Below are 22,614 nucleotides of genomic sequence, written 5' to 3' on the forward strand. Positions count from 1 at the left end.
GGAAATCAGCGCTCACGGTACTGAGCACCCTGCCCCGCGTATTGAAGAAAACTGCCTAATCATCCTCATGCAATTTGATGCCCCGAGCGTGGAGCAAATGCGGAACGATCAACACCAAAAGCGTCAACGCGAGGAACGACGCGGCGATGGGTTGCGTGACAAAGATCAGCCAATCGCCTTCGCTAATGGACAAGGCGTTGCGCAATTGTTTTTCAGCCATCGGCCCCAGCAACATACCGACGATCACCGGCGCCACGGGGAAATCGAAACGCCGCATCAGCACCCCGCCCCAGCCGATGCCGAGCATCAGCAGCAGATCAAACGAAGAGTGGCGCATGCCGTACACGCCGATGGTGGCAAACACCAGAATGCCGGCATTCAAGTACGGCCGGGGAATTTGCAGTAGTTTCACCCACAACCCCACCAACGGCAGGTTCAACACCAGCAGAATAACGTTGCCGATGTACAGCGAGGCGACGAGGGTCCAGACCAGGTCACCCGAGGTCTGGAACAACATCGGCCCCGGTTGCAGGTTGTAGTTCTGGAACGCTGCCAACAGGATGGCCGCCGTCGCGGAGGTCGGAATGCCCAGCGTCAGCAGCGGCACCAACGAGCCCGTCGCGCTGGCGTTGTTGGCCGCCTCGGGGCCAGCAACCCCTTCAATCGCGCCCTCGCCCTTGCTGCCCGCAAACTCTTTCGGGTACTTGCTCAGCTTGCGTTCGGCCGAATAGGACAGAAACGTCGGAATCTCGGCGCCACCCGCCGGAATAGAGCCGAACGGGAAACCGATCAGCGTGCCGCGCAGCCAGGCCGGAACCGAGCGTTTCCAGTCGGCGCGGGTCATCCACAACGAGGTCAAGCGGTGCCGACCGCTGCTTTCTTCTTTTTGATACAGCAGGCTGTACAACGCCTCTCCCACGGCAAACAAACCGACCGCCACCAGCACCACTTCGATGCCATCCACCAACTCCGGCACCCCCAGCGTGTAACGGGCGATGCCCGAGGTTGAGTCCAGCCCGATCAAGCCGATGGCCAGGCCAACCCCAAGCGAGGCGAAACCGCGCAGCATCGACGCGCCAAGTACTGCCGACACGGTGGTGAACGAGAGCACCAGAATCGCGAAATATTCCGCCGGGCCAAATTTCAGCGCCAGCGTGGCGACGACGGGGGCAAACAGGGTCAGCAGAATTGTGGCGATGGTCCCGGCCACGAATGAACCGATTGCCGCCGTGGCAAGTGCCGGCCCGGCCCGGCCGTTGCGGGCCATCAAGTTACCTTCCAGGGCCGTGACCATGGAGGATGACTCCCCCGGCGTGTTGAGCAAAATGGAGGTGGTCGAGCCGCCAAACTGCGCGCCGTAGTAGATGCCGGCGAACATGATCAGCGCGCCAGTGGGATCGACCTTGGCGGTGATTGGCAGCAACAGCGCGACGGTCAGCGCCGGTCCGATACCGGGCAACACACCAATCGCCGTGCCGAGCAAACAGCCGATAAACCCCCACATCAAATTGATTGGTGACAGCGCGGCGGAAAACCCCATCGCCAGGCTTGCGAGAATATCCACCGGTTTGATCTCCTTCAGCCCGGCTCAGATCCAGGCGTTGACAAGGGGCGGCAGGGAAACCCCGAGCCCGACGTTAAACAGCCAGTAAATCGGCAACGTCAAGGCAATGCCGATGGCCAGATCCCGCAGAGGATGGCGACTGCCAAACCCGCGCGCGGAACAGGCAAACAGCAACCCCGCCGCAAGGACGAAACCGATGAGGTTAATCAACAACGCCACCCCCACCAGCCCCGCCGTCACCCACGCCGCACCGAGTTTGCCGCCGGGCAACGCTTTGGCCGACTCGTCTTCGTGGTCCGCCAATTCACGAAAACCACCGGTGCAGGCTTGATAACTCAGCAGCAACCCGACGACACCCAGGAACACTGCCAGCCCAGAGGGATAGACATACGCGGGCAAAATGACGAAGCCCATCTCGGGCGGAAACCACCAGGCACCGACCGCCAGTACCGCACTGATGGCGATCAGGCCAAGGCCTATCGCCAACTGTGGCGGCACAATCTTGCGCATCCCGGTCATGTCAAAGCAGCCCGACGTTAACCAGCATCGCCCGCAGCCGCACGTGTTCTTCGTCGACAAACTTGCCGAATGCGTCGCCGGTCAACACGCTCGACGACCACGCGTTGGTTTTAATGTTGTCTTGCCAGGATTGGCTGTTGGTGGCAGCGACGACAGCGTCGGTCAGCTCCTTACGCTGCTCAGGGCTAAGACCTGCGGCACCGTACACACCGCGCCAATTGCCAATGATCACGTCGTACCCTTTTTCTTTGAGGGTCGGAGCATCGATACCGGCAACGCGCTCCGGCGCGCCGATGGCGAGGACGCGGAACTGGCCGTTCTTGATGTATTGCCCCAATTCGGCATAACCGCCGGTGATCACTTTGAGCTGGCCGCCGAGTGCCTGAGCAACCACTTCGCCGCCACCGCCGAAGGCGACGTAATTGACCTTATTGACCGGGATATCCATTTTGCCGGCCAGCTCGGCGATACCGATGTGATCGACCGAGCCCTTTGAGCCGCCGCCCCATGTGATGCTGGTCGGCTTGGCTTTGAAGGCAGTCAACAAGTCGTCCAGGGTTTTGAACTCGGACTCCTTGCGCACGGCAATCACGTTGTATTCGGTAAACAGCCGGGCAATCGGTGTCACGTCCTTCAGGGTAATTTGCGGTTTGTTCTGTTCAATGCCCGAGACCATGATCGCGCCCACCACCAGCAGCGCACTCCCATCTCCTTTGGTGCTGTTGGCAAACTGCGCCAGGCCCAGCGTACCGCCTGCGCCACCCTTGTTTTCGAAGGTGACGGCCTTGGCAACTTTGGCCTCGATCATGGCTTTGCCCAGATCTCGTGCGGTCTGGTCATAGCCGCCACCGACAGAACCGGGGGCCATGAACTTGACGGTATCCAGCGCCAGGGCGGGTGTTGCGAGTGCGGCAGCGGTGATAGCCACGGCAGCGGCGAAATTGAAACGACGGAACAAAGCGAACATGAGTGGACTCCTGATCTTGTTTTTGTAGGTGCCGGTTGAATCTCGCTCAGGAGCAACCCCTGCTCACTGAACATGCGCCTGAGAACAAGCGTAGGTCATGGATTCGTTTGGGGGCGTCCTGTTACCGAAGAGACACGTCCTTCGACCCGTCAACCAACTCGGGGGCAAGAGTTTGCGCGGGTTTCGTCAGGCGGATCTTGCGGGCGATGTCCACGAATGGCGTAACGATCAGGCTGTACACCGTCAGGTAACGCTGGTGATCCGCGTCGCTGGTGCCAAAGCGGATCGCCTCGGGCTTGGTGGTGGTGACGTAGAGCGTGCCGAACATCCAGTCCCAGAGTGACAGGTTGATGCCGAAGTTCTTGTTGAAGTGTTTTGGTGCGTCACTGTGATGAATCTGATGCTGGGCCGGGCTGTTCAGCACATGTTCGATCACGGGGCCAAACGACAGCCATACATGGGTATGGCGCAGGTTGGCGGCAAAGCCGTTGAGGATCAACACCATCCAGGTCACGCCAAACAGGGTGTAGCGACTGATTTCGCCACCACAGGCGTACCAGAAGATCCCGGCAAAGGCACCGATGCACAGCGTATTGGTCACCTTCTCGACAATTTTTTCCATAAAGTGAACCCGGCTGGCAGTCGCCGGGACCAGCACCGGCGCCGAATGATGGACCTTGTGGAAATCCCAAAGCCAGCGGGTATGAAAGGCCCGGTGGCCCCAATAGTTGGCGAAATCCTTGACCATGAACACGCCCAGGCCATAGATCAGCGACAACGCTGGGTGTTCCTCGACTTGCAGGCGCGCGCCCCACAACTCAGTGAAAAAACGCACGTAGTCGCCGGAGCGCAGGATATAGGCGTCCACCAGGCCGAAGATGGGCAGCACCAGCATGACTTTCAGGATGGCGCGGACGAAGTAGTAGCGGTAATCCAGCAACGCCGAGCGATGCAGGTGAACCCGACGGCCACCGATGAACTGCCAGAACGTAGAGGCGTGGGTCAATCCACGGGATTTGCGGTAGTGGAACAGCGCATAGGCGACGCTGTAGGACGTCATGAGAAACAGCAAGCCGAAGCGGCCGTTCAAATCGAAAATGCCGAAAAACTGGTCGGCGACCGGCTCGATTACCCACCTGGACAAATAGTCATAAAAAAAAGTCAGTACTTCCACGAGCGACGGGCCTCCGGCAACGGAAGCGAAGTGTAGATCATTCTCAATTGCAAAAGAAACGTCGTTGCGCCAGTTCCGTTACGTATAAGCCCCGACCACTCGCTTCACCGCCATCAGCGCCTCTCGAAGCGTGTCCATACCCACCGAGCCAAGCGCCAGGCGGATCGCATGCGGCACATGGACAGAGGTGGCAAACGGCTCGGCGGTCGAGACCGAAACGTGCTCGCGCATCAAGGCCATGGCGATCTGGTCCGCCCGTGCATCCTCCACCAGAGGCAGCCAAAGAAAATAGGACGAGGGATGGCGAACCACGCGCAGTCCCGCCAGCACCTCACTGGCCAAAGCCTGCCGGGCCTGGGCATCAGCGCGCTTTTGCGCTTCCAGCGTGCTGACCGTTCCATCGTCGAGCCATGCGCAGGCGATGGCCGTCATGACGCCCGGAGTGTTCCAGGTGGTCGCCCTGATCGTGCGCTCCAGTGCGGCCACCCTTTGCGCCGGTGCCGCGATAAAACCCACGCGCAGACCGGTGGCGACGTTCTTGGAAAAACCGGACACGTAGACGGTCCGTTCCGGGGCCAGTTCAGCAATGGGCGGCGGCGCTTCTTCGGCGAGAAACGCATAGGCCCCGTCCTCAATGATGTGCAGGTCATGCTTGCGCGCAATCGCCACCAGGTGTTCGCGTTGATCGGCGGCCATCACCCAGCCCATCGGGTTATGCAGGGTCGGCATGGTGTAGACGGCACGCACTGTCCGGCTGCGGCACAGTTTTTCCAGCGCCTCAAGATCCGGCCCCTGCGCTGTGACGGGGATGGCCACGATTTCAAGATGCAACGCTTCGGCCAGCACCTTGAAGCCCGAATAGGTCAGCGCATCGGCCGCGATCACGTCACCCGGTCGCAGCAGCGCCATCAACGTCACTGCCAGGCCATGCTGCGCGCCACTGACAATCAATACCTGCTCAGCTTGAACCGTCAAACCACGGCTACTCAAATGGCGGGCGATGGAGGCGCGCTCATGCGCACGCCCGGCATGGGGCTGATAGCGCAAGTGTGATTCCAGGTCGCCGGACAACGCCAGTTGACGCAAGGCATTGCGCAACAGATCGCCCTGCCCCGGCAGCGAGGGATAGTTGAAGTTGAGGTCGATAAACCCTGCCGCGACATCTGGCTGATCAATGCCATGACTGGGTGGCAACGAGGTCTCGCGGACAAAGGTCCCGCGCCCGGTTTCGCCACTGACCAGCCCCATGGCTTCCAGCTCGGCATAGACCCGGCTGGCCGTGACCAGCGCCAGGCCTTCGCTGACGGCCAACTGGCGGTGCGTCGGCAAGCGTGTGCCGGGCAGTAAGCGCCCCGAGTGAATATCAGCAGCAAAAGTGTCAACCAGCGACTTGTAGCGAGAGCGTGGCATCGTGGGATGTATCCATGACAATTTTTTGATTGTTCTTAATCCTGGATCATAAGATGCCATTCACGCAACCCGACACGGAGACGCAAAATGGAAAGGACCTCAACGCTCAAAAGCCCGACGCTGGACAAGCACGCAAGCGGACTGATCAATGGCTTCTTCGGCGTGCTGATCTTCAGCGGCTCGCTGCCCGCTACTCGCGTGGCCGTGCTTGAATTCAACCCCGTGTTTCTGACGGTCGCCCGCGCCACCATCGCCGGCGTGCTGGCGCTGTGCATGCTATGGCTGTTCAAGCAACAGCGGCCAGCGCGCAGCCAGTTGCTGCCTTTGGTCATCGTCGCAATGGGTGTGGTGATCGGCTTTCCGCTGCTGACGGCGCTGGCGTTGCAATACGTGACGTCGGCGCATTCCATTGTCTTCGTCGGCCTGCTGCCACTCGCCACTGCCGCCTTCGGCGTGTTGCGCGGTGGCGAGCGGCCACGGCCGGCGTTCTGGTTTTTTTCGGTGCTTGGGAGTTTGCTGGTGATTGGCTTCGCCGTCTCTCAGGGGCTGAGCGCTTCTCCCGTCGGTGACGTCCTGATGCTGCTGGCGATTCTGGCGTGTGGCCTGGGGTATGCCGAAGGCGCCAAGCTCTCCAGAACACTGGGCGGCTGGCAGGTGATTTGTTGGGCCTTGGTGTTGTCGCTACCGTTGATGGCCGCATTGACCTGGTGGCGGATGCCCGTTTCGTTATCCGGGATCAGTGTGCCGGCCTGGTTGAGCTTGGGGTATGTGTCGCTGTTCAGCATGCTGATCGGTTTTGTGTTCTGGTACCGCGGGCTGGCGCAGGGCGGGATTGCGGCGGTGGGACAGCTTCAGTTGTTGCAGCCGTTTTTTGGCTTGGCGCTGGCGGCGACGTTGCTGCACGAACAGGTCAGCCTTGGCATGCTCGGGGTCACCGTGGCGGTGATTTTCTGCGTCGCGGGCGCGAGAAAATTCGCCAAATGAAAGTGTACTGCGGCTTGCGTTCATGGCTGTACCGGGCGAGCCGCACACCGTCCATGATAAAAATGGCGCTCTCGTTTGCGGAGACTCGCCATGGACCTCGCCACCCTCACCCTTTTCCTGCCGGCCTGCTTTGCCCTGAACATGGCACCCGGCCCGAATAACCTGCTGTCGGTCAGCAACTCGACGCGTTACGGCTATCGGGCCTCCTGCGTGGCCGGGATCGGTCGGTTACTGGCGTTTGCCGGCATGATCGCCCTCGCCTCCGCAGGATTGGCGGTGGTGCTGCAAACCTCCGAAATGCTGTTCTACGGAATCAAGATCCTCGGCGCGGCCTACCTGTTTTACCTCGCCTGGCAATTGTGGCGCGCTGATCCTGGTGCCGAGCGCATTGACACCCGCGCCCCCGTCGGCGTGCTGGCCTTGGCGCGGCAGGAGTTTCTGGTGGCGGCCGGCAATCCCAAAGCCATCCTGATTTTCACCGCATTCTTGCCTCAATTCGTCGACCCGACCCGCGCGGTGACACCGCAATTCGCGCTACTCGGCGCGCTGTTCTTGATGCTGGAATGGATCGCAATCAGTGCGTACGCCTACATGGGGCTGCACATGCGTCGCTGGTTCGCCGAGCCTTCCGGCAAGCGGATCTTCAATCGGTGCTGCGCGGGGTTGTTGTCGGCGGCGGCTTCGGTGTTGTTGATGGCGAAGCGGGTTTGATCAAGCGGGTGCGACGGTCCTTTCAGATGCAATCCTGTGCGGCGCGTTCAAAACTCGAAGGCAGGAAGTTCGAGGCCAGCAAATGGCGCTCGTAGATGAATACCTTGCCACCCTTCCCGGCCTTGTAGGCTTCCAGCACGTTGTCCGTCGATACCTTACTAGGCACCACGATTCGATAGCTGCGCGAGGTTTGCGAGACAGTCGGGTTCAACGCACTGCCCTGCAATTTCGGCACGACGCAGTCGGCGTATTGAGCAGGGGTCTTGCTGGTCTGCAAGGTCAGGGTCGGCGCATTCGGCGCGGAGGCACAACCGGCGAGCAACAAAGGGGCAAACACCATGGCAGGCACGAATAAAGGGCGCATCAGTCTCATCCTGAAAATAAACGGTTCGGTTCATCAATGGAGGCGATTTTCCGACTATCGTCGACAAAGCAGAACTTGCGTTTCGTAATGGTCACTATTACTCCCGGCAATAGTTGCGCGCCGTGCAGACGGATACGCACCCGATTACAACTGGAAAAGATTGATGAGGATCTCTCCTTGAGGACTTTTGACTTGATCCGCGACGCCGTTTTACCCGATTTCCGTGACCGGGTGGCCGAGTACCTGGTCGAGTACGAAACCGTACTGTTGTGCGAAAACACGCCTGACTCGGAGCTTGTGCGGGCCACCGCCAATCAGTTGCGCGGCTATTTGCGCGGGTTGAACACCACGCGAGTGCTGGGCATGGCGGATTGGGAGGAACTGGATCGGCGGGTGGTGAATACGTGGCTTTAGCGCACGCACATGCGGACTTACTACCTCTCCCTCTGTGGCGACGAGCTAGCCCTGCGCCACAGAGGGTCTGTGTTTACTCCTTAAGCTCGACGTTATCCAACGCCTGATTCACTGCCAACTCCCCCAACATGACCACTTGCGTAATACCCAGCAGGGTCTTGCGGTGTGAGTTCTCCAGTAGCGCCGCAAAATTGCTGAGCATGGTGGTGGCCGATCCCAGTGATTCGCTGGCGTTGGCCAGCAGGGATTCGGTGTCGTACTTCGGGTTGGCGAGGAACATGGGTTCGGGTTCGTGGGTGCTGCCCATGATTTGGGCCGCCGGGTTGAGGTAATGGTCGAGGGCGCGTTCGGCCGCTTCATGGAATTTTTTGGAATCGAGGGATTCGTAGGGCGATGCCGGATCTGTTTCCGGTGGGTTGGGTGTTGGTTTGATCATAGTGAAACTCCTACTGCAGATTTGAAGGAGCCATAACCCTTGCTACCAAACGAGGGTGGCGGCCATACGCGGGTTGGTAGACCGGCTGCAATAGGAAACCCGGCGCTCACAAAGGAGCCCCACGCATGACCACCATATATAGCCGAGCCCCAAAAAAGAGACTGCATAAGGTGTCGCCATACGACTATATTGCAGACGGGCTACCAAACCCGATCACTGTTTTTCAGTGACCGGGAAACGATATAGCCGGCCCAACAGTCGCACAAGCCGGCGGATTCTGTCTTACCCGTAGGCGATGACGCAAGGCGTTGTAGCCTTTGGGTGGTAACAGGAGGCTTCGTTTAAACAGGCAGGATTTTTGTTGTTTAAGCGCCAGCGAGACAGAGGAATTCTCTCGCTACGTCAGTCGATCGAAATCCGGGTGGGAGCGAGCCTGCTCGCGATGGCGATGTGTCAGCCAACATCCATGTTGAATGTGCTACCGCTTTCGTCGGAACGCCGCCCGGAGCAAGCTCCGCTCCTACAGGGTTTTTTGTTTTATCTGATGGCCGCTTTAACCGGTCCCTGATAATAAGGCAGCTTATCAATCCGTGGTTTATAGGCGCCCGTGGCTACACTGCGCTGGACATGCGCGGCGATCTCATCCATTCGTGCAAACCAGACATCACCTTTGGCCATCATGTATTCGATCAACTTCGACACTTCATGCCATCGTGACAAACGACCGGAAAGGAAAGGATGCCAGACCGGTACGAAGAGAGCGCCATACTCCCAGGCTGCATCGAACTCGGCCTTGAAAACCTCGACGGCGCGTTGCGGCGACTGAATCGGCATCTGAAAATCAAGGTCGATGCTGTGCATGTACTGAGGCCAGTCATCCAGCGCCCAACTGGATGGAAGCTCCACCAGCTCGCCCACACCCGTGCGCAACAGGTAAGGCACGTCATCCCCCATCAAAGAGGCGTCATAACTGAAGCCTCGCTCGATCAGCAGGTCAGCCGAGTGCTCTGACATATTGTAGAGGGGAGCCCGCCAGCCTCGCGGTGCCTGGCCGGTGAAGCGCTTGATGGTGTCGCAACCCCGATCGAGCCAATAAGCTTCTTCTTCCCGGGTCAGCTCGTTTGGATGTTCATGTATGTAGCCATGGTGAGCAATTTCGTGCCCACCTTCGACGATCGCCTCAATGGCCTCGGGGTATTGTTCGATGCACCAGGCCGGGATGAAAAACGTTTGTTTAATTTCGAAGCGCCGATAGGTTTCCAAAATCCTTGGAATGGCCACTTTCGGTCCATAGTGCAGCATGGAAATACTGGCAACCCGTGTCGCGGAATCTTTGGGGTGCGCCACATGCAGAATGCTGTCCGCATCCATATCAAAGGTAAAGGCTACAGCGCAGCGTGCACCGTTTGGCCAGACAATAGGATTCGCAATCATGCTTAATCACCCGTTGATATTAAAAGTTAATGAATCACCAACAACAGCGACCCAGCCCCCTATCAATACTCGTGATCGAGCAACCAATTGGAATAATGCGTGAGTCCTTTTTCCAGCGACCATTGCGCTCGATAGCCCAACTCCCGCTCGGCCGCACTGAGATCCCATTCCCCATGGCGATCGAGATGCCAATAACCATCGCCAACTTCGATGCGCGCATCAGGAATAATTTTCCTGATAATTTCAACGGCTTGATGCAGCGTCCAGGAGCGATCACCGGCAATGTTAAAGACTCCGCCTTTCAGATCTCTGGTTTCGGCCGCCATCAGGACGGCACGCACAACGTCTTCCACATGAATATAGTGGAACCGATGATCTCCGCCGGAAGGCAAGGTAAATGCTTCACCACGATGGACGGTTTTAAGGATATCCCTGAGAACTTGCGGCATTTTATTTTCCGGGCCATACACTTCCGCAATTCGCAGTGAGATGACTTCCATGCCATAAAGGTCATTGTAGACTCGGCCAAAGTGCTCGGTGGCAACCTTGGTTACACCATAGGGTGTCGTTGGGTAAGTCGGTGTTTGTTCATTAATCACGCCCTCGAAATGCCCATACACCGTTTCCGAAGAAAAGTTTACTAACTTTTTGATTCCCGCCAATCGCATTGCTTCAAGCAAATGGATTGTGCCATCGATATTCGCCGTCACCGTCGTAATGGGCAGATCTATGGACAAGTCGGGATGTGACATGGCCGCCGTGTGAATGACACGATCAACTCCATATTCCTGGATAGTTCTGACAATCCTGGGTATATCGAATAACTCCCCCTGTACAGGGGTCATGAATTCAGACTTGGCTTCGGAGTAGTCACGATTGTAACTCACCACTTTGACGCCTTGCTCGCTGAGCTTTTTAGTCAGGTATCTGCCCACATAGCCTAAACCACCGGTAATCATTACAGCGCTCATTTTGTATCCTTCTTGTTATTAGCAGAATAAGAGCCACTTACTTGACTGGGAAATTAATGACTCAGTGAAGTTAAACTTCGAGATACCCAACTAGATCGCAGCGCCGCCATTGGGGCTGATGATCTGTCCAACCATATAGTCACCCGCGGGCCCGGCCAGGGCCTCGACCATGGCCGCGATTTCATCCGGTTTGCCAAAACGCCTCAATGGAAGGGTCGCGCGGGTCTCATCGTTGTATTCGATCGTGTCGTTGATCAGCATGTCTGTTTCAATCGGCCCCGGCGCTACCGAGTTGACTAATACACCTCGGGGGGCAACTTCCTTGGCAACCGCTTTTGTCAGCGCAATCACCCCGCCCTTGGATGCGCAGTACGCGGCGTAGGTCGGAAATCCAATCAGCCCCAGCTCGGAACTGATGTTGATAATCCGCCCCTGACCGCGTGCCAACATGCCCGGTAACACGGCTTGCATGCAGGCCCAGGTCCCCCCGAGATTGGTACTGATCATCTGCTCCCACTGCGCCCAGGTCGTTTGCTCTACTGTCGCCGAAACCAGTCTCCCGGCATTGTTGACAAGAATATCGACCCTTCCGTAGCGACTCTCCGCCTCCCGGATGATTGCGGCTGCGGCTTCGGGATTACTGATATCCGCTTGAACAGTGATCCCATCGCCACCGTTCTCTTCGGCAATACGTAGCACGGGGTCCAGTTGGTCCTTGGTGTCGAAGTAATTGAGTACCAAATGATCGCCACTTGCAGCAAAACGTTTGGCGATTGCCAGCCCTATGCCCTTTCCAGCTCCAGTAATAACGACAACACGTTTCATAAATTCACCCATGATGTTTTAAATGAACGCCGCGCGTGGAAATCAGGACTCTTGCGCTTTGGAAAGCACGGGGCGCCTGGAGACACGCGATTGCCACACCAGAATCAGCGCCCCAGACAGGATCGTCAGCGCGCCAAGGTACCAGGCCGTGTATTGGTCCTCTGGCGAAACTGGATTAGCGCCGGCGGTATAACCGATGTATCCGAGAACGAGGATGGCGAGAGCCGCAGGGATCGACAGTGCTAACGCGATGCCGAAACGCTGACGTCGGAAAGTCATGACAATAAAGGCTGCGATAGCCGCCATGTAGGACATCACCAGCGTGATAGTCACGACATCGTAGTACCAGACAATCTTATCCAGCGGTTTCCACCAGAGCAGGGAAATAGCGACGGCCGCGACGATAACGCTGGCGAGCCACGGCGATTTTGTTTTGTTAACGGCGCTAAGCGCTACTGGCAGATGCCCTTCTTCACTCATTCGATAGAGCGTACGCGCCGCCGCACTCGAAGAGATTTGCATACCGGCACATGCCGAAGTTATCACGACGAACAATGCAATCCAGGCCATGGCCGGTGGCAAGTAAACGTTCGCGACCGCTGCGATTGGCCCACCGTTGCCGTCCTCAATGATTGCCGCCAATTTCTCCACAGGCACGGCGTACTGCCAGCCGATAGCCGCGAGGGTGTAAATAACAAAGGCGGAGGTCAGAACGAGCAACATGGAGCGTTGTACGGTTCGAACGGGAATACGCGATTCCTCGATGTAGTTGATCGCAGAATCGAAGTTGGCGAGCATCCATACTCCGAACAGGACCCCTGGCCCGATTGCTGACCAGCCACCCGAGCCTTCCAGCGTATACATGGACATAACCGACAAATCGGGAACCTGAGGGTTGATGATGCCCATCAACCCGAGCCCGGCAACAACACTGATCTCGAAAATCAGAAAGATGCTGGCGATTTTGGCGGTGGCATTGACGCCCTTGCAGGAAATGGCCAGGAAGATCAGAACCATACCCGTCCCGATCAATTTGGCGTTAAGCGGACCCGCCAGTGCCGGGATCAGCGCCTGGATATATTCGGTTCCGATGATTGCGCACATGGCCATCACTGCCGTGCAGGCAACAGCGTACGCCCAGCCGAGAATGGTCCCGACGCTGGTATGGAGAAACCGCGACGTGAAGGTAAACACTCCGCCTGCCGACGGTGCTTGTCGAGTGAGGGAGATCATGCAGAAAGCCATGACCAACATTGGAAAGAAGTACGCAATTAAAATGGCCAGCGGAGCATGGTGGCCCGATATTGAGTAAAGAATCGACATCGAAGAGGCTGCAATCCAGCCTGGAGCATTAAAACCAAGCGCTGAAAACGTCACATCCCTGGTGGTTAAAGTCCCCTTGTTTAGCGCCGTATCAAGTTCACGAACAGTTCCGTCACGGTCATAACCGATGAGTTCATAGAAGTTCATTTTTCAGGCTCTGATTAATAGCTATAGAAGATTTGTAGCATCAAACCGTCTGAGTCGATTTGAACACTGCTCTTATTATTCAACTAAGCAAAATGCAGATACTCAAAACCCGAACAAGCCAGACACCAATAGCTTATTCAGATTTGATTTACAGCTTTCTTGTTTTTATCGCCCTCCAGGAAAACTCTCCAGCCGAGAATGATTTTTTCAGCCGCCAGCAGTCACTTCAACTGCATAGCTACGTGCGTAACCGTTGTGATGCTTAAACCTTTGAGTGGGGGGGCCAGTATAGAAACAGCCAAAAAATAACTACCATCAGAGATTTCCGATGTTTAAATCTGAATGAGCGAAGTAAGTCCTTGTCAGAATTGGCCTGCTCACAGGAGAGTCGGAGAAAAGAACGCCACCACAGCCAAGGTGAACACGCACATCCCGGATGAGGTGGCAGATAACGGGCCCAGCGCTTACTTCGTTGTATCGAGGGCTAGCCTGCCCCGTAAATGACGACTCATGCTTTTCTCGATCGCCCCTTTCGCATCAGCCAAGGGGTATGCCTCGACATCGACCGTGAGGTGTCCCTTGTCGAACAGTTCAGCAATGAGCGCGAGCTGCCGGCCATCCGAGCGGGTAGCAAAATTTGCGGGGATCACACCATAGTCATTTGCCAGCGACATGTTCGGCAGGCTCACAGGCGATACCAACACGCCGTTTCTTTTCAGTACCGCAAACGAACGGGTTTGTGTTTCGCCGCCAACCAGATCCAGTACGACATCGACGTCAGACACCCACTCATCAAATGCCTGAGTCGTATAGTCGAGGGTGTAATCAGCACCGAGGTCTTTCAGATAGGCATGATTGTGTGCAGAGGCTGTTGCGTAGACTTCAGCGCCAAAGTATTTGGCAATCTGCACGGCCATGCTGCCCACGCCACCGGCTGCGGCGTGGATCAACACTTTCTGGCGCCGTTGCACACTTGCATGTTCAGTGAGCGCTTGCCATGCCGTCAAAGCAGTTGCGGGCACAGCACTGGCCTGGAGTGCACTAAGCGTACGAGGCTTCAAGGCCAGTTTTGAAACCTGGGCAACCGCTTTGGTCGCATAACCACCGACGATATTGATGAAGCCGAACACTTCATCGCCGATGCTGAACTCAGTGACGCCCTTCCCCAGCGCGACAACAGTACCGGCCACTTCAACCCCGGGTGTAAAAGGCAGCGGCAGTGGGATGAATGCTTTCATCGCCCCGGAAAGGATCTTCCAGTCAATCGGGTTGACCCCGGCTCCGGCGACATCGATCAGAACCTCACCTTCACCGGGCACCGGGTCCGCCATTTCATCCAGGCGTAACACTTCAGGGTTGCCGTATTCGTACACACGTATGGCTTTCATGGAGACCTCGACTATTGAAAGGACGGGAGACAAACACTGCGCTGCGAGGGAACCGGCCTTCGCAGCGCGAGGCATCAACGACGACGAGCGTCGAGGCTGAAACGACCGGCACCGAAGGCCACGACTTGTAACAGGCCACCGGCCATCGCTATGTTCTTGAAGAAGTGGATGAACTGGTTTTGATCGGCCAGTGCGCTATGGAAAGCCAAGGCGGTAAACACACTGAACAGCGCCAGGACGGCGGCGACGGTGCGGGTGCGGTAACCAGCGATCAGAGCCAGGCCACCACCGATTTCAACAATGATCGCCAGCGCCAGCGCCAACTGGGGAAATGGAAGCCCGACGGAGCTGATGTAACCGACCATCATGGCGGGAGCGGCGAGCTTCGAAAATCCGGAGAGGATGAAGATGGCGCTGAGCAGAATGCGACCGATCAACGAGGCCGAGGCCTGTGTCACGTTGGAATGGCTATGTTCAGAGGTGGCTGATTGAGCGATGTTTGCAGAAGTAGTCATGGGGGACATTTCCTTCAATTGGGTGCGATTCGACATGAACCGCCCTAGTGAAGAAATCCTGCGCCTCGTCAGCTAATCTGAATAGCTGGCTAATTTAGATCATTAGATTCGATAAAATAGGCAAGACATCCCCAGACCTTCCATCTGCCAGCTTCATTCCATCTCGACCACCGGCTTGTAGATGAACCGCTCTGCGACCCGCCACTCTGCGGGCTAATATCGGCCATTACGCTCAAGGAAACAGGCATGATCTCTGACCCCGGAACACCAACACTGGACCAACTGCGTGTGTTTCTGACGGTCGTGGAGGTCGGCAGTTTTGCAGCGGCCGCCAGAAAACTGCATCGGGCCACCTCGGTCGTCAGCTACTCAATCGCCAACCTGGAAATGCAGCTCGGTGTATCGCTGTTTGATCGCCAGACAACACGCAAACCCCAACTTACCGATGCGGGGCGCACCGTGTTGGTCGAAGCCAGAACAATCGCCAACGGTATCCATGGACTGCGCGCCAAGGTCAAAGGCCTGCTGCAAGGACTCGAAGCCGAAGTTCACGTCGTGCTCGATGTGATGCTTCCCGCCGAACGTGTGGTGGACGCCCTCAAATCCTTTCGAGAAGAATTCCCCACGGTCGCACTCCACCTGCACATGGAAGCGCTTGGGGCTGTCACTGATCTGGTGATCAACCGCGGCGCGATAGTCGGCGTGAGTGGGCCAATGAATGAGGGAATCAGCGGTATCGAAAGAATTGGCGTCGGCAGTGTCGAATTGATTCCGGTGGCAGCCCCGAATCATCCACTGGCCTCAAGCGACTCTAATGTTCCGGGTGCCGGGCGAGAGTCCACTCAACTGGTGCTGTCTGACCGCTCACTTCTGACCAAGGACAAGGATTTCGCCGTTCTCAGTAACCGCACCTGGCGGCTAGCGGACCTTGGGGCCAAGCACATGCTGCTGCGTGAAGGCATTGGCTGGGGGAACATGCCCGCCCCTATGATCCAGGAAGATCTGGACAGCGGCCGACTCGTGAAGCTGAACCTGCCGGAATACAAAAGCGGAAAATATCCCTTCGACGTCATCTATCGCACGGATTTACCACCGGGCCCCGCCGCGAGGTGGTTGATTGACCGTTTCATTCAACAAAGCTCGGCGCAGGCGGCACCCGCTTGATCGTACTGCTTATCGATTTTCTAGAACCTGCGTTGCGGCGTACCGCAGTTTCTGGTTGATATCTGACGCAACGATGACGCCGTACACGTTGTTCTCGCCCGCAAGATGCTCTTTCACCCAGCCCATATAACGAAGAATTTGGCCCAATGTCGCGTCTGGCCCACGGCCGACTTCAGACCAAGCTGACCATCAGCTTGCGCTGGATGGAAAATCCACGTCATAGCGCCGGGTGTTGTTTGGATGGATCTAAATGATTCCATAATGCTGGCGACTCTCGCTATTGGTCAGCGTAGACGCCTACCCACCGAAAAAACCCCACCTCTAACACTGTGTACGTAGGTAGCTATTTGTTGAAGAAAGTCTGAAGTATTCATTTGAACTTTCAGATTCTTTCACGCCGCAGCCTATGCCTAACATCGGCACCACAGCGAACCCGCCACGGCATCGCTGGGTGGGCTCAGGTTGCGCCCAGAGTTTTTTGAGGATTACCGATGAAGCTGGAAATTTTTCGCACGCTGTGGGGTTACACCGCCAGCAAGGCCCAGGCGCTCGAGGAGCTGCTGCAGGCGGGCTTTGATGGCATGGAAGCACGCCTGCCTCTGGACGCCCGTGAACGGGCTGAGTTCGGCGCCTTCCTCCAGGCCAATCGCCTGGGCTATATCAGCACAGTCTTCACCGCGTACGACGTGCTGCCAGACCAGTCGGCAACACCTGCCATTCACCTCAATGACCTGCAGCAGAAACTCGCCTGGGCCGGCGAACTTGGCCCGCGCTTCGTCAACGTGCTGGCGGGTAATGATCGCTGGTCCCTGCCACAACAAGTGGAGTTCTTTGGCCAAGCGCTGGAACTGGCGCGTAAACATGGCCAGGTCTGCAGTTTCGAAACCCACCGCTCGCGGTCGCTGTTCAACCCGTGGGTGACGCTGGAGTTGATCCGGCAGCTGCCCGATCTGTTGTTCACCAGTGACATCAGCCATTGGGTCGTGACCTGCGAGCGTCTATTGAACGACCCGGCCGATGACCTGAGCGCCTTCATCGAGCGGGTTCACCATATCCAGGCCCGGGTCGGTTACGACCAGGGCCCGCAGGTTCCGCACCCGGCGGCTCCCGAATATGCAAAAGAACTGGCCTTCCATCAGCAGCACTGGGAAAGCATTTGGCGCTCGCAGCAAGCCCGCGGTTACCAGATCAGCACCCTGACCCCGGAATTCGGCGCTGACGGCTACCTGCATCATTTGCCCTTCACCAATGTACCCGTTGCCGACCTGTGGTCATTGAACGTGTGGATGGGCCAGACCGAGCGGCAACACTTCAGCCGCTTCCACCACTCAAGCAATCCTTAGGGAGCCGATGCGTCATGCCTGACAATAAAAATAACAGCGCCAGCACTGACACACACAAAGCCAATTTCAACAGCATCCCGGTAGTTAACATCGCCGGTCTGCTCAGCTTTGAACTGGAACATCGCCTGGCCGTGGCCGAACAGTTGGGGCGCGCTGCCAGCGAGGTCGGGTTCCTCTATATCACCGATCACGGTATCGACCCGCAGCTGATCGCCAACCTGCGCAAGGCTGCCAAGGACTATTTCGACCAACCCCTCGACACCAAGATGCGGCATTACATCGGCACTTCGCAAACCCACAAGGGCTTTGTACCCGAAGGCGAAGAGGTCTATTCCAAAGGCAAGCCGGACCACAAGGAGGCCTTCGACGTCGGCTTCGAAGTGCCGGCTGATGACCCGCTGGTGCTGGCCAACACCCCATTGCTGGGGCCCAACGACTGGCCGCAGTTGCCAGGTTTCAAGGCGTCGGTTCAGGCCTACTATGAAGCGATCTTCGCCTTGGGCCAGCGCCTGTTCGGCGGCTTTGCCCTGACCCTGGGGCTGGAAGAAAACTATTTCGACAGCCTGGTCACCCGTCCGCCGTCCAAGCTGCGCCTGATCCACTACCCCTTCGACGGTGCCGCCCATGACGCACCGGGTCTTGGCGCCCATACTGACTATGAGTGTTTCACCATCCTCTTGGCCGACAAACCAGGCCTTGAGGTCATGAACAATCTTGGCCAATGGATCGATGCACCACCGATGGCCGATGCCTTTGTGGTGAACATCGGTGACATGCTGGAAGTGATGACAGCAGGCGCATTCGTTGCCACTGCACACCGGGTTCGCAGCGTGAGCGAGGAGCGTTATTCCTTTCCACTGTTTTATGCCTGCGACTACCACACCCAGATCAAACCGCTTCCCGGGTTCGCCCAGGCAAGTAAGGACTACGAAGAAATCACGATCGGCGAACACATGTATGGCCAGGCACTGCAGACTTATCAATACCTGCGCGCGAGGGTGGCCAATGGGGAAGTTCAACTGCCAGGCAAGGCACGCAAGCCCGCCAGTTTCGGACATTTGAAAAATCAGGCTCAACCGTCCTGATTGAAGTTTTCATCTACACCCTTACCTACGCCGGAGTCAGTAAAAAATGAAAAACAATAAAAAGAACCTGTTGAGCTTGGCTGTATTGGCAGCCGGTATGCTCGGTGCCTCGGTGAGCATGGCCGCGGCAGACACGTTCAAGGTCGGCATGGAAATCACTTACCCTCCTTTCGAGTCCTATGACAAGGACAAAAACGTGGTGGGCTCGGACCCCGAGATAGCAGCGGCACTGGCCAAGCACATGAACGCCAAGGTGGAATTCGTCGACACCAAGTTCCCGAGCCTGATCCTGGGCCTTAACTCCGGCAAGTACGACGCGGTCATTTCCGGCATGTACATCACGCCGGAGCGCCAGACTCAGGCCCAGACCATCGCCTATGCCAACACCGGTGCCGCGGTCATGGTGCCCAAGGGCAGCGAGATCAATGCGAAAACACCTGAAGACCTGTGCGGTTTGAAATTGGGTCTGGAACAGGGCACTACCTGGGTCAAGGAATTCAGGAAATTATCCGATGAATATTGCGTGCCGAACAACAAAGGCGCCATCACCGTCAGTGAGTACCCCTCGGCGCCTGAAGTAACCCAGGCTCTGCTGTCCAAGAACATTCAGGCCCAGGTTGAAATCGCCGGCGCCGCAAAATTGATCGCGGAAAAGACCAACGGCCGGGTAGTCATCACCACCGATCACCCGATCTATCAGCAAACCTTGGGCATCTTCGTCAAGAAAGGTAACGAAGAAACCTTCCAGGCGGTGCAAAAGGCCTTCGAGGAGACCAAGAAGAGTGGTGAGTACGCCGCTATTCTTAAGAAATATGCCTTGGAAGAACCGACTGCCAACTAAGAACGTGTCCTTGTAGTTTGGTCATCTGCCTCCCCTGCATCGGGGCGGCAGATCGAGGTGCCCTATGCAATTTGATTGGTCGTATTTCTTCTCCCTGTTCTCCCTGCCAGACTTCTGGAGTGCCTGCGTCACGGTGGTCCAGCTCAGTGCCCTGGCCTGGTTCATCGGCATGCTGCTGGGTTTTGTTCTGGCCACGGCCAAGCTGTCCCAGTCGCCTTTGCTGCGTATTCCCGCAGCGGTCTACATTTGGTTCTTCCGCAGCATCCCGTTGCTGGTGCTGGTGGTCTTCGTCTACAACTTGCCGCAATTGTTTCCCGGCAGTGGACCGATACTGTCCAACCCCTTCTACTCTGGCTTGCTGGCCCTGGTGGTCACCGAAGCGGCGTACATGGCGGAAATCCACCGTGGTGGTCTGATCTCCGTGGCCAAGGGCCAAAAAGAAGCCGGGCGCGCGCTGGGTGTCGGCCTGTTCGGCATGCAGCGCTTGATCGTGATTCCCCAGGCTTTCCGTATCTCGCTGCCCACGTTGATCAATGAATACATCACCGTGGTCAAACTGACCTCGCTGGTGTCGGTGATCTCCCTGACGGAAATTCTCACTGTCGGCCAGCGCCTCTATGCCACCAACTTCCTGGTCATGGAAACCCTGGCGGCGGTAGGCGTCTACTACGTGTTGATCGTCACCGTGTTTGGCTACTTCCTGCAGCGTCTGGAGCGCTACCTGGACCTGAACTTCCGCAAGCCGCACACACTCGATGACGCCGCCGTGGCCAAGTTCAAGGCCTGCGCCGAAGCCTTGCCAGACAGTGCGCGCAAAGCAGCGGGCAACAACGCGACGCCTATCCTGCAACTGAAGAACATCCAGAAGAGCTATGGCACGCACAAAGTGCTGCTGGGTATCGACCTGAATGTCGAATACGGCCAGGTTGTCTCGATCATTGGCCCATCCGGTTCCGGCAAGACTTCGCTGATTCGCACGGTCAACGGCCTGGAAACCATCGATACGGGCGACATTCTGTTGTTCGGCGAAAAATTCATCGAAGCTTCGGACAAACCCGATAGCTCCCGTTTGCGCAAAGGCGTGCGGCACATTGGCATGGTGTTCCAGAACTTCAACCTGTTCCCGCACCGCACCATTCTCGACAACGTCACTCTGGCGCCGCGTTACCACGGCCAGCCGGGCGAGCTGAGTGAACATCGCGCTTATGCGCTGCTGGACAAGGTCGGCCTGCTGGCCCATGCCCACAAGTACCCGCATCAACTCTCCGGCGGGCAGCAACAGCGCGTGGCGATCGCGCGGGCTCTGGCGATGGAGCCGCAGATCATGCTGTTCGACGAGCCGACCTCAGCCCTCGACCCGGAACTGGTCAACGACGTGCTGAATGTGATCCGCGACCTGGCCAAGGAAGGCATGACCATGCTGATCGTGACCCACGAAATGGACTTCGCCATGTCGATCTCCGACCGGGTGATTTTCATGGAGAACGGCAATATTCAACTCGATGCCGCGCCTGAAACCATACGATGCGATGCCGAAGGAGAGCGAGTGCGGCGCTTTATGGGAATCGATGCGCCATCGCCAAACCGGTCTGCAACGGTGGATCTTGCATGAATAGGCAACTACATTTTTTGAGCTTACTTCTTTCAGGAAAACCCGCATGAATCTAGGAATAGCAGGACGCTGGGCGCTGGTATGCGCCGCCAGCAAAGGTCTGGGCAAAGCCTGCGCACAGGCACTGGTCCACGAAGGCGTGAACGTGGTGATCACTGCACGGGGCGAACAGACGCTGAATGAAACAGCCCGTCAACTCAGAGCGATAAATCCTGAAGTGACTGTCATCGCCGTAGCCGGAGACATTTCGACGCCTGAGGGTCGGGCGGCAGCGCTCATGGCCCATGAGCATTTCGATATATTGATCAACAACGCTGGAGGCCCTCCTCCCGGGGATTTCCGCGAATGGAACCGCGACGCCTGGCTCAAGGCGCTGGATGCCAACATGCTCACCCCGATCGAGTTGATCAAGGCAACGGTAGACGGTATGGCGGCACGTGGATTTGGCCGAATCATCAACATCACGTCGAGTGCCGTGAAGTCCCCTATCGAAAGCCTGGGTCTGTCCAATGGCGCGCGCAGTGGTCTGACGGGGTTCATCGCCGGGCTTGCCCGGCAAGAAAACATTGCCAGTCGTAATGTGACGATCAACAACCTGCAACCGGGCTCCTTCGATACCGATCGACTGCGTGACAACCTGGTCGCGGCCGCCCAAGAGTCGGGGCAAGACAGTGAGGTATTCCTTGACGAATGCCGTCACGAAATTCCTGCCAAACGCTTCGGCTCACCCGAGGAGTTCGGTGCGCTGTGTGCCTTCGTTTGCAGCAGCCATGCGGGCTACCTGACCGGGCAGAATTTGTTGATTGATGGAGGGGCCGTTCGCTCCAGCCAATAATGACGGCAGGCACCATTGGAGCGTATGGCATGGATGTTTTCGCCATTCGCTCCGCACTTCTCAAGAACAGGCCCTCCAACAAACCCGACGATTTATCGAATTTTTACGCGAGCAACTTCAGGCTACCTAAGGCTGATCAGTAGTGTTTTACGTGGACGGCCCTTTGAGCTCGACCTGATTGCCATCCGGATCAAAGCAATAAAGCGACAAGCCATAGCCTTCGGCGCCGAAGCGTGTGGCCGCTTTCTCAGGCGCCAGACCGAACGACTGCAAGTGGCTGATGAGTGCCGCTTCGTCGAAGGGCTCGATGCGCAGGCAGACATGATCGAGATTACGCCCCTCTTGCCCGGCGGCGGCACCGCCCTTGCGCCCGAGTTCACCGTCCAGGCTGACGAGGTCGATCATGGAGGTCCCGGCACGCAGATGCACCAGCCCCAGATTGTCTTGGCGCTTGACCAGTTCAGCGCCGAACACCTGCGCGTAGAACGTGATGCTTCGCTCCAGGTCCTGGACGCGCAGCACGATGTGATCGATGTGTTGAATCGTAAACGGTTGCATGAAATCACTCCCTGTTTGGCTGCCTGATCA

Annotated in this window: 23 protein-coding genes; 9 read left to right on the forward strand and 14 right to left on the reverse strand. The window is 57.3% G+C overall.

All coding sequences use genetic code 11. The annotated features are described in order from the left end of the window. Positions 1-55: 55 nt before the first annotated feature. The 5 genes from KGB06_RS25920 to KGB06_RS25940 all read right to left on the reverse strand — a co-directional run bounded on the left by KGB06_RS25920 (position 56) and on the right by KGB06_RS25940 (position 5,634). Complete coding sequence (locus KGB06_RS25920) at positions 56-1,564, reverse strand: tripartite tricarboxylate transporter permease (RefSeq protein WP_223520874.1); 1,509 nt, start codon at positions 1,562-1,564, stop codon at positions 56-58. A gap of 24 nt (positions 1,565-1,588) precedes the next feature. Further along, positions 1,589-2,083: a tripartite tricarboxylate transporter TctB family protein gene (locus KGB06_RS25925; protein WP_223520877.1), complete on the reverse strand. Its 495-nt coding sequence runs from the start codon at positions 2,081-2,083 to the stop codon at positions 1,589-1,591. Between the two features lies 1 nt (position 2,084). Next, positions 2,085-3,050 (reverse strand): tripartite tricarboxylate transporter substrate binding protein, encoded by a 966-nt coding sequence (locus tag KGB06_RS25930; protein ID WP_223520880.1) that lies wholly within the window; start codon positions 3,048-3,050, stop codon positions 2,085-2,087. A gap of 121 nt (positions 3,051-3,171) precedes the next feature. Further along, positions 3,172-4,224 carry a sterol desaturase family protein gene (locus tag KGB06_RS25935; protein WP_223520883.1) on the reverse strand — a complete coding sequence of 351 codons (1,053 nt, stop codon included), beginning with the start codon at positions 4,222-4,224 and terminating at the stop codon, positions 3,172-3,174. A gap of 78 nt (positions 4,225-4,302) precedes the next feature. Then, positions 4,303-5,634 (reverse strand): PLP-dependent aminotransferase family protein, encoded by a 1,332-nt coding sequence (locus tag KGB06_RS25940; RefSeq protein ID WP_223520885.1) that lies wholly within the window; start codon positions 5,632-5,634, stop codon positions 4,303-4,305. 87 nt (positions 5,635-5,721) lie between these two features. On the opposite strand from KGB06_RS25940, the gene KGB06_RS25945 reads away from it, so the two are divergent. Both KGB06_RS25945 and KGB06_RS25950 read left to right on the forward strand, forming a co-directional pair. Continuing rightward, complete coding sequence (locus tag KGB06_RS25945) at positions 5,722-6,618, forward strand: DMT family transporter (RefSeq protein ID WP_223520887.1); 897 nt, start codon at positions 5,722-5,724, stop codon at positions 6,616-6,618. Positions 6,619-6,708: 90 nt separating this feature from the next. Beyond that, positions 6,709-7,329, forward strand: a complete 621-nt coding sequence (locus KGB06_RS25950; protein WP_223520890.1) for a LysE family translocator — start codon at positions 6,709-6,711, stop codon at positions 7,327-7,329. 22 nt (positions 7,330-7,351) lie between these two features. Here the strand turns inward: KGB06_RS25950 and KGB06_RS25955 are convergent, their stop codons facing one another. Beyond that, positions 7,352-7,693, reverse strand: coding sequence for a hypothetical protein (locus KGB06_RS25955; RefSeq protein ID WP_223520892.1), 342 nt, complete (start codon positions 7,691-7,693; stop codon positions 7,352-7,354). A gap of 177 nt (positions 7,694-7,870) precedes the next feature. Between KGB06_RS25955 and KGB06_RS25960 the strand changes: the two genes are divergently transcribed. Beyond that, positions 7,871-8,107: a hypothetical protein gene (locus tag KGB06_RS25960; RefSeq protein ID WP_223520894.1), complete on the forward strand. Its 237-nt coding sequence runs from the start codon at positions 7,871-7,873 to the stop codon at positions 8,105-8,107. Between the two features lie 73 nt (positions 8,108-8,180). Here the strand turns inward: KGB06_RS25960 and KGB06_RS25965 are convergent, their stop codons facing one another. From KGB06_RS25965 to KGB06_RS25995, 7 genes are all read right to left on the reverse strand, one after another. Continuing rightward, entirely contained in the window at positions 8,181-8,543 is a 363-nt protein-coding gene (locus KGB06_RS25965; protein ID WP_223520896.1) for a DUF6124 family protein, read from the reverse strand. Positions 8,544-9,080: 537 nt separating this feature from the next. Then, a complete protein-coding gene (locus tag KGB06_RS25970; protein WP_223520899.1) occupies positions 9,081-9,977 on the reverse strand; it encodes a polysaccharide deacetylase family protein in 897 nt (298 codons plus the stop codon). A gap of 62 nt (positions 9,978-10,039) precedes the next feature. Beyond that, a complete protein-coding gene (locus KGB06_RS25975) occupies positions 10,040-10,948 on the reverse strand; it encodes an NAD-dependent epimerase/dehydratase family protein (RefSeq protein ID WP_223520902.1) in 909 nt (302 codons plus the stop codon). Between the two features lie 90 nt (positions 10,949-11,038). Continuing rightward, positions 11,039-11,773, reverse strand: coding sequence for an SDR family NAD(P)-dependent oxidoreductase (locus KGB06_RS25980; RefSeq protein WP_223520904.1), 735 nt, complete (start codon positions 11,771-11,773; stop codon positions 11,039-11,041). Positions 11,774-11,815: 42 nt separating this feature from the next. Next, positions 11,816-13,243 carry an APC family permease gene (locus KGB06_RS25985; protein WP_223520907.1) on the reverse strand — a complete coding sequence of 476 codons (1,428 nt, stop codon included), beginning with the start codon at positions 13,241-13,243 and terminating at the stop codon, positions 11,816-11,818. Positions 13,244-13,707: 464 nt separating this feature from the next. Further along, positions 13,708-14,631, reverse strand: a complete 924-nt coding sequence (locus KGB06_RS25990) for an NADP-dependent oxidoreductase (protein ID WP_223520909.1) — start codon at positions 14,629-14,631, stop codon at positions 13,708-13,710. A 74-nt stretch (positions 14,632-14,705) separates the two neighbouring features. Beyond that, positions 14,706-15,146, reverse strand: a complete 441-nt coding sequence (locus KGB06_RS25995; protein WP_223520912.1) for a DoxX family protein — start codon at positions 15,144-15,146, stop codon at positions 14,706-14,708. Between the two features lie 246 nt (positions 15,147-15,392). On the opposite strand from KGB06_RS25995, the gene KGB06_RS26000 reads away from it, so the two are divergent. The 6 genes from KGB06_RS26000 (at position 15,393) to KGB06_RS26025 (ending at position 22,026) form a co-directional block, all read left to right on the forward strand. Further along, complete coding sequence (locus KGB06_RS26000) at positions 15,393-16,310, forward strand: LysR family transcriptional regulator (RefSeq protein WP_223520914.1); 918 nt, start codon at positions 15,393-15,395, stop codon at positions 16,308-16,310. Positions 16,311-16,801: 491 nt separating this feature from the next. Continuing rightward, positions 16,802-17,653 carry a sugar phosphate isomerase/epimerase family protein gene (locus KGB06_RS26005; protein ID WP_223520916.1) on the forward strand — a complete coding sequence of 284 codons (852 nt, stop codon included), beginning with the start codon at positions 16,802-16,804 and terminating at the stop codon, positions 17,651-17,653. Positions 17,654-17,667: 14 nt separating this feature from the next. Further along, on the forward strand, positions 17,668-18,738 hold the full coding sequence (locus tag KGB06_RS26010; protein ID WP_223520919.1) for an isopenicillin N synthase family dioxygenase: 1,071 nt from the start codon (positions 17,668-17,670) through the stop codon (positions 18,736-18,738). Between the two features lie 46 nt (positions 18,739-18,784). After that, the gene (locus KGB06_RS26015; protein WP_223520922.1) at positions 18,785-19,579 is read left to right on the forward strand and encodes an ABC transporter substrate-binding protein; all 795 of its coding nucleotides are present in this window, start codon (positions 18,785-18,787) and stop codon (positions 19,577-19,579) included. Between the two features lie 64 nt (positions 19,580-19,643). Beyond that, positions 19,644-21,191: an amino acid ABC transporter permease/ATP-binding protein gene (locus tag KGB06_RS26020; RefSeq protein WP_223520924.1), complete on the forward strand. Its 1,548-nt coding sequence runs from the start codon at positions 19,644-19,646 to the stop codon at positions 21,189-21,191. A gap of 46 nt (positions 21,192-21,237) precedes the next feature. Beyond that, positions 21,238-22,026 (forward strand): SDR family oxidoreductase, encoded by a 789-nt coding sequence (locus KGB06_RS26025; RefSeq protein WP_223520926.1) that lies wholly within the window; start codon positions 21,238-21,240, stop codon positions 22,024-22,026. Between the two features lie 147 nt (positions 22,027-22,173). On the opposite strand, the gene KGB06_RS26030 is transcribed toward KGB06_RS26025, so the two are convergent. Next, positions 22,174-22,584: a VOC family protein gene (locus KGB06_RS26030; protein WP_223520928.1), complete on the reverse strand. Its 411-nt coding sequence runs from the start codon at positions 22,582-22,584 to the stop codon at positions 22,174-22,176. Between the last annotated feature and the right edge of the window lie 30 nt (positions 22,585-22,614).

It is taken from the genome of Pseudomonas sp. GL-B-19, assembly GCF_019956415.1.
Taxonomy (GTDB): Bacteria; Pseudomonadota; Gammaproteobacteria; order Pseudomonadales; family Pseudomonadaceae; genus Aquipseudomonas.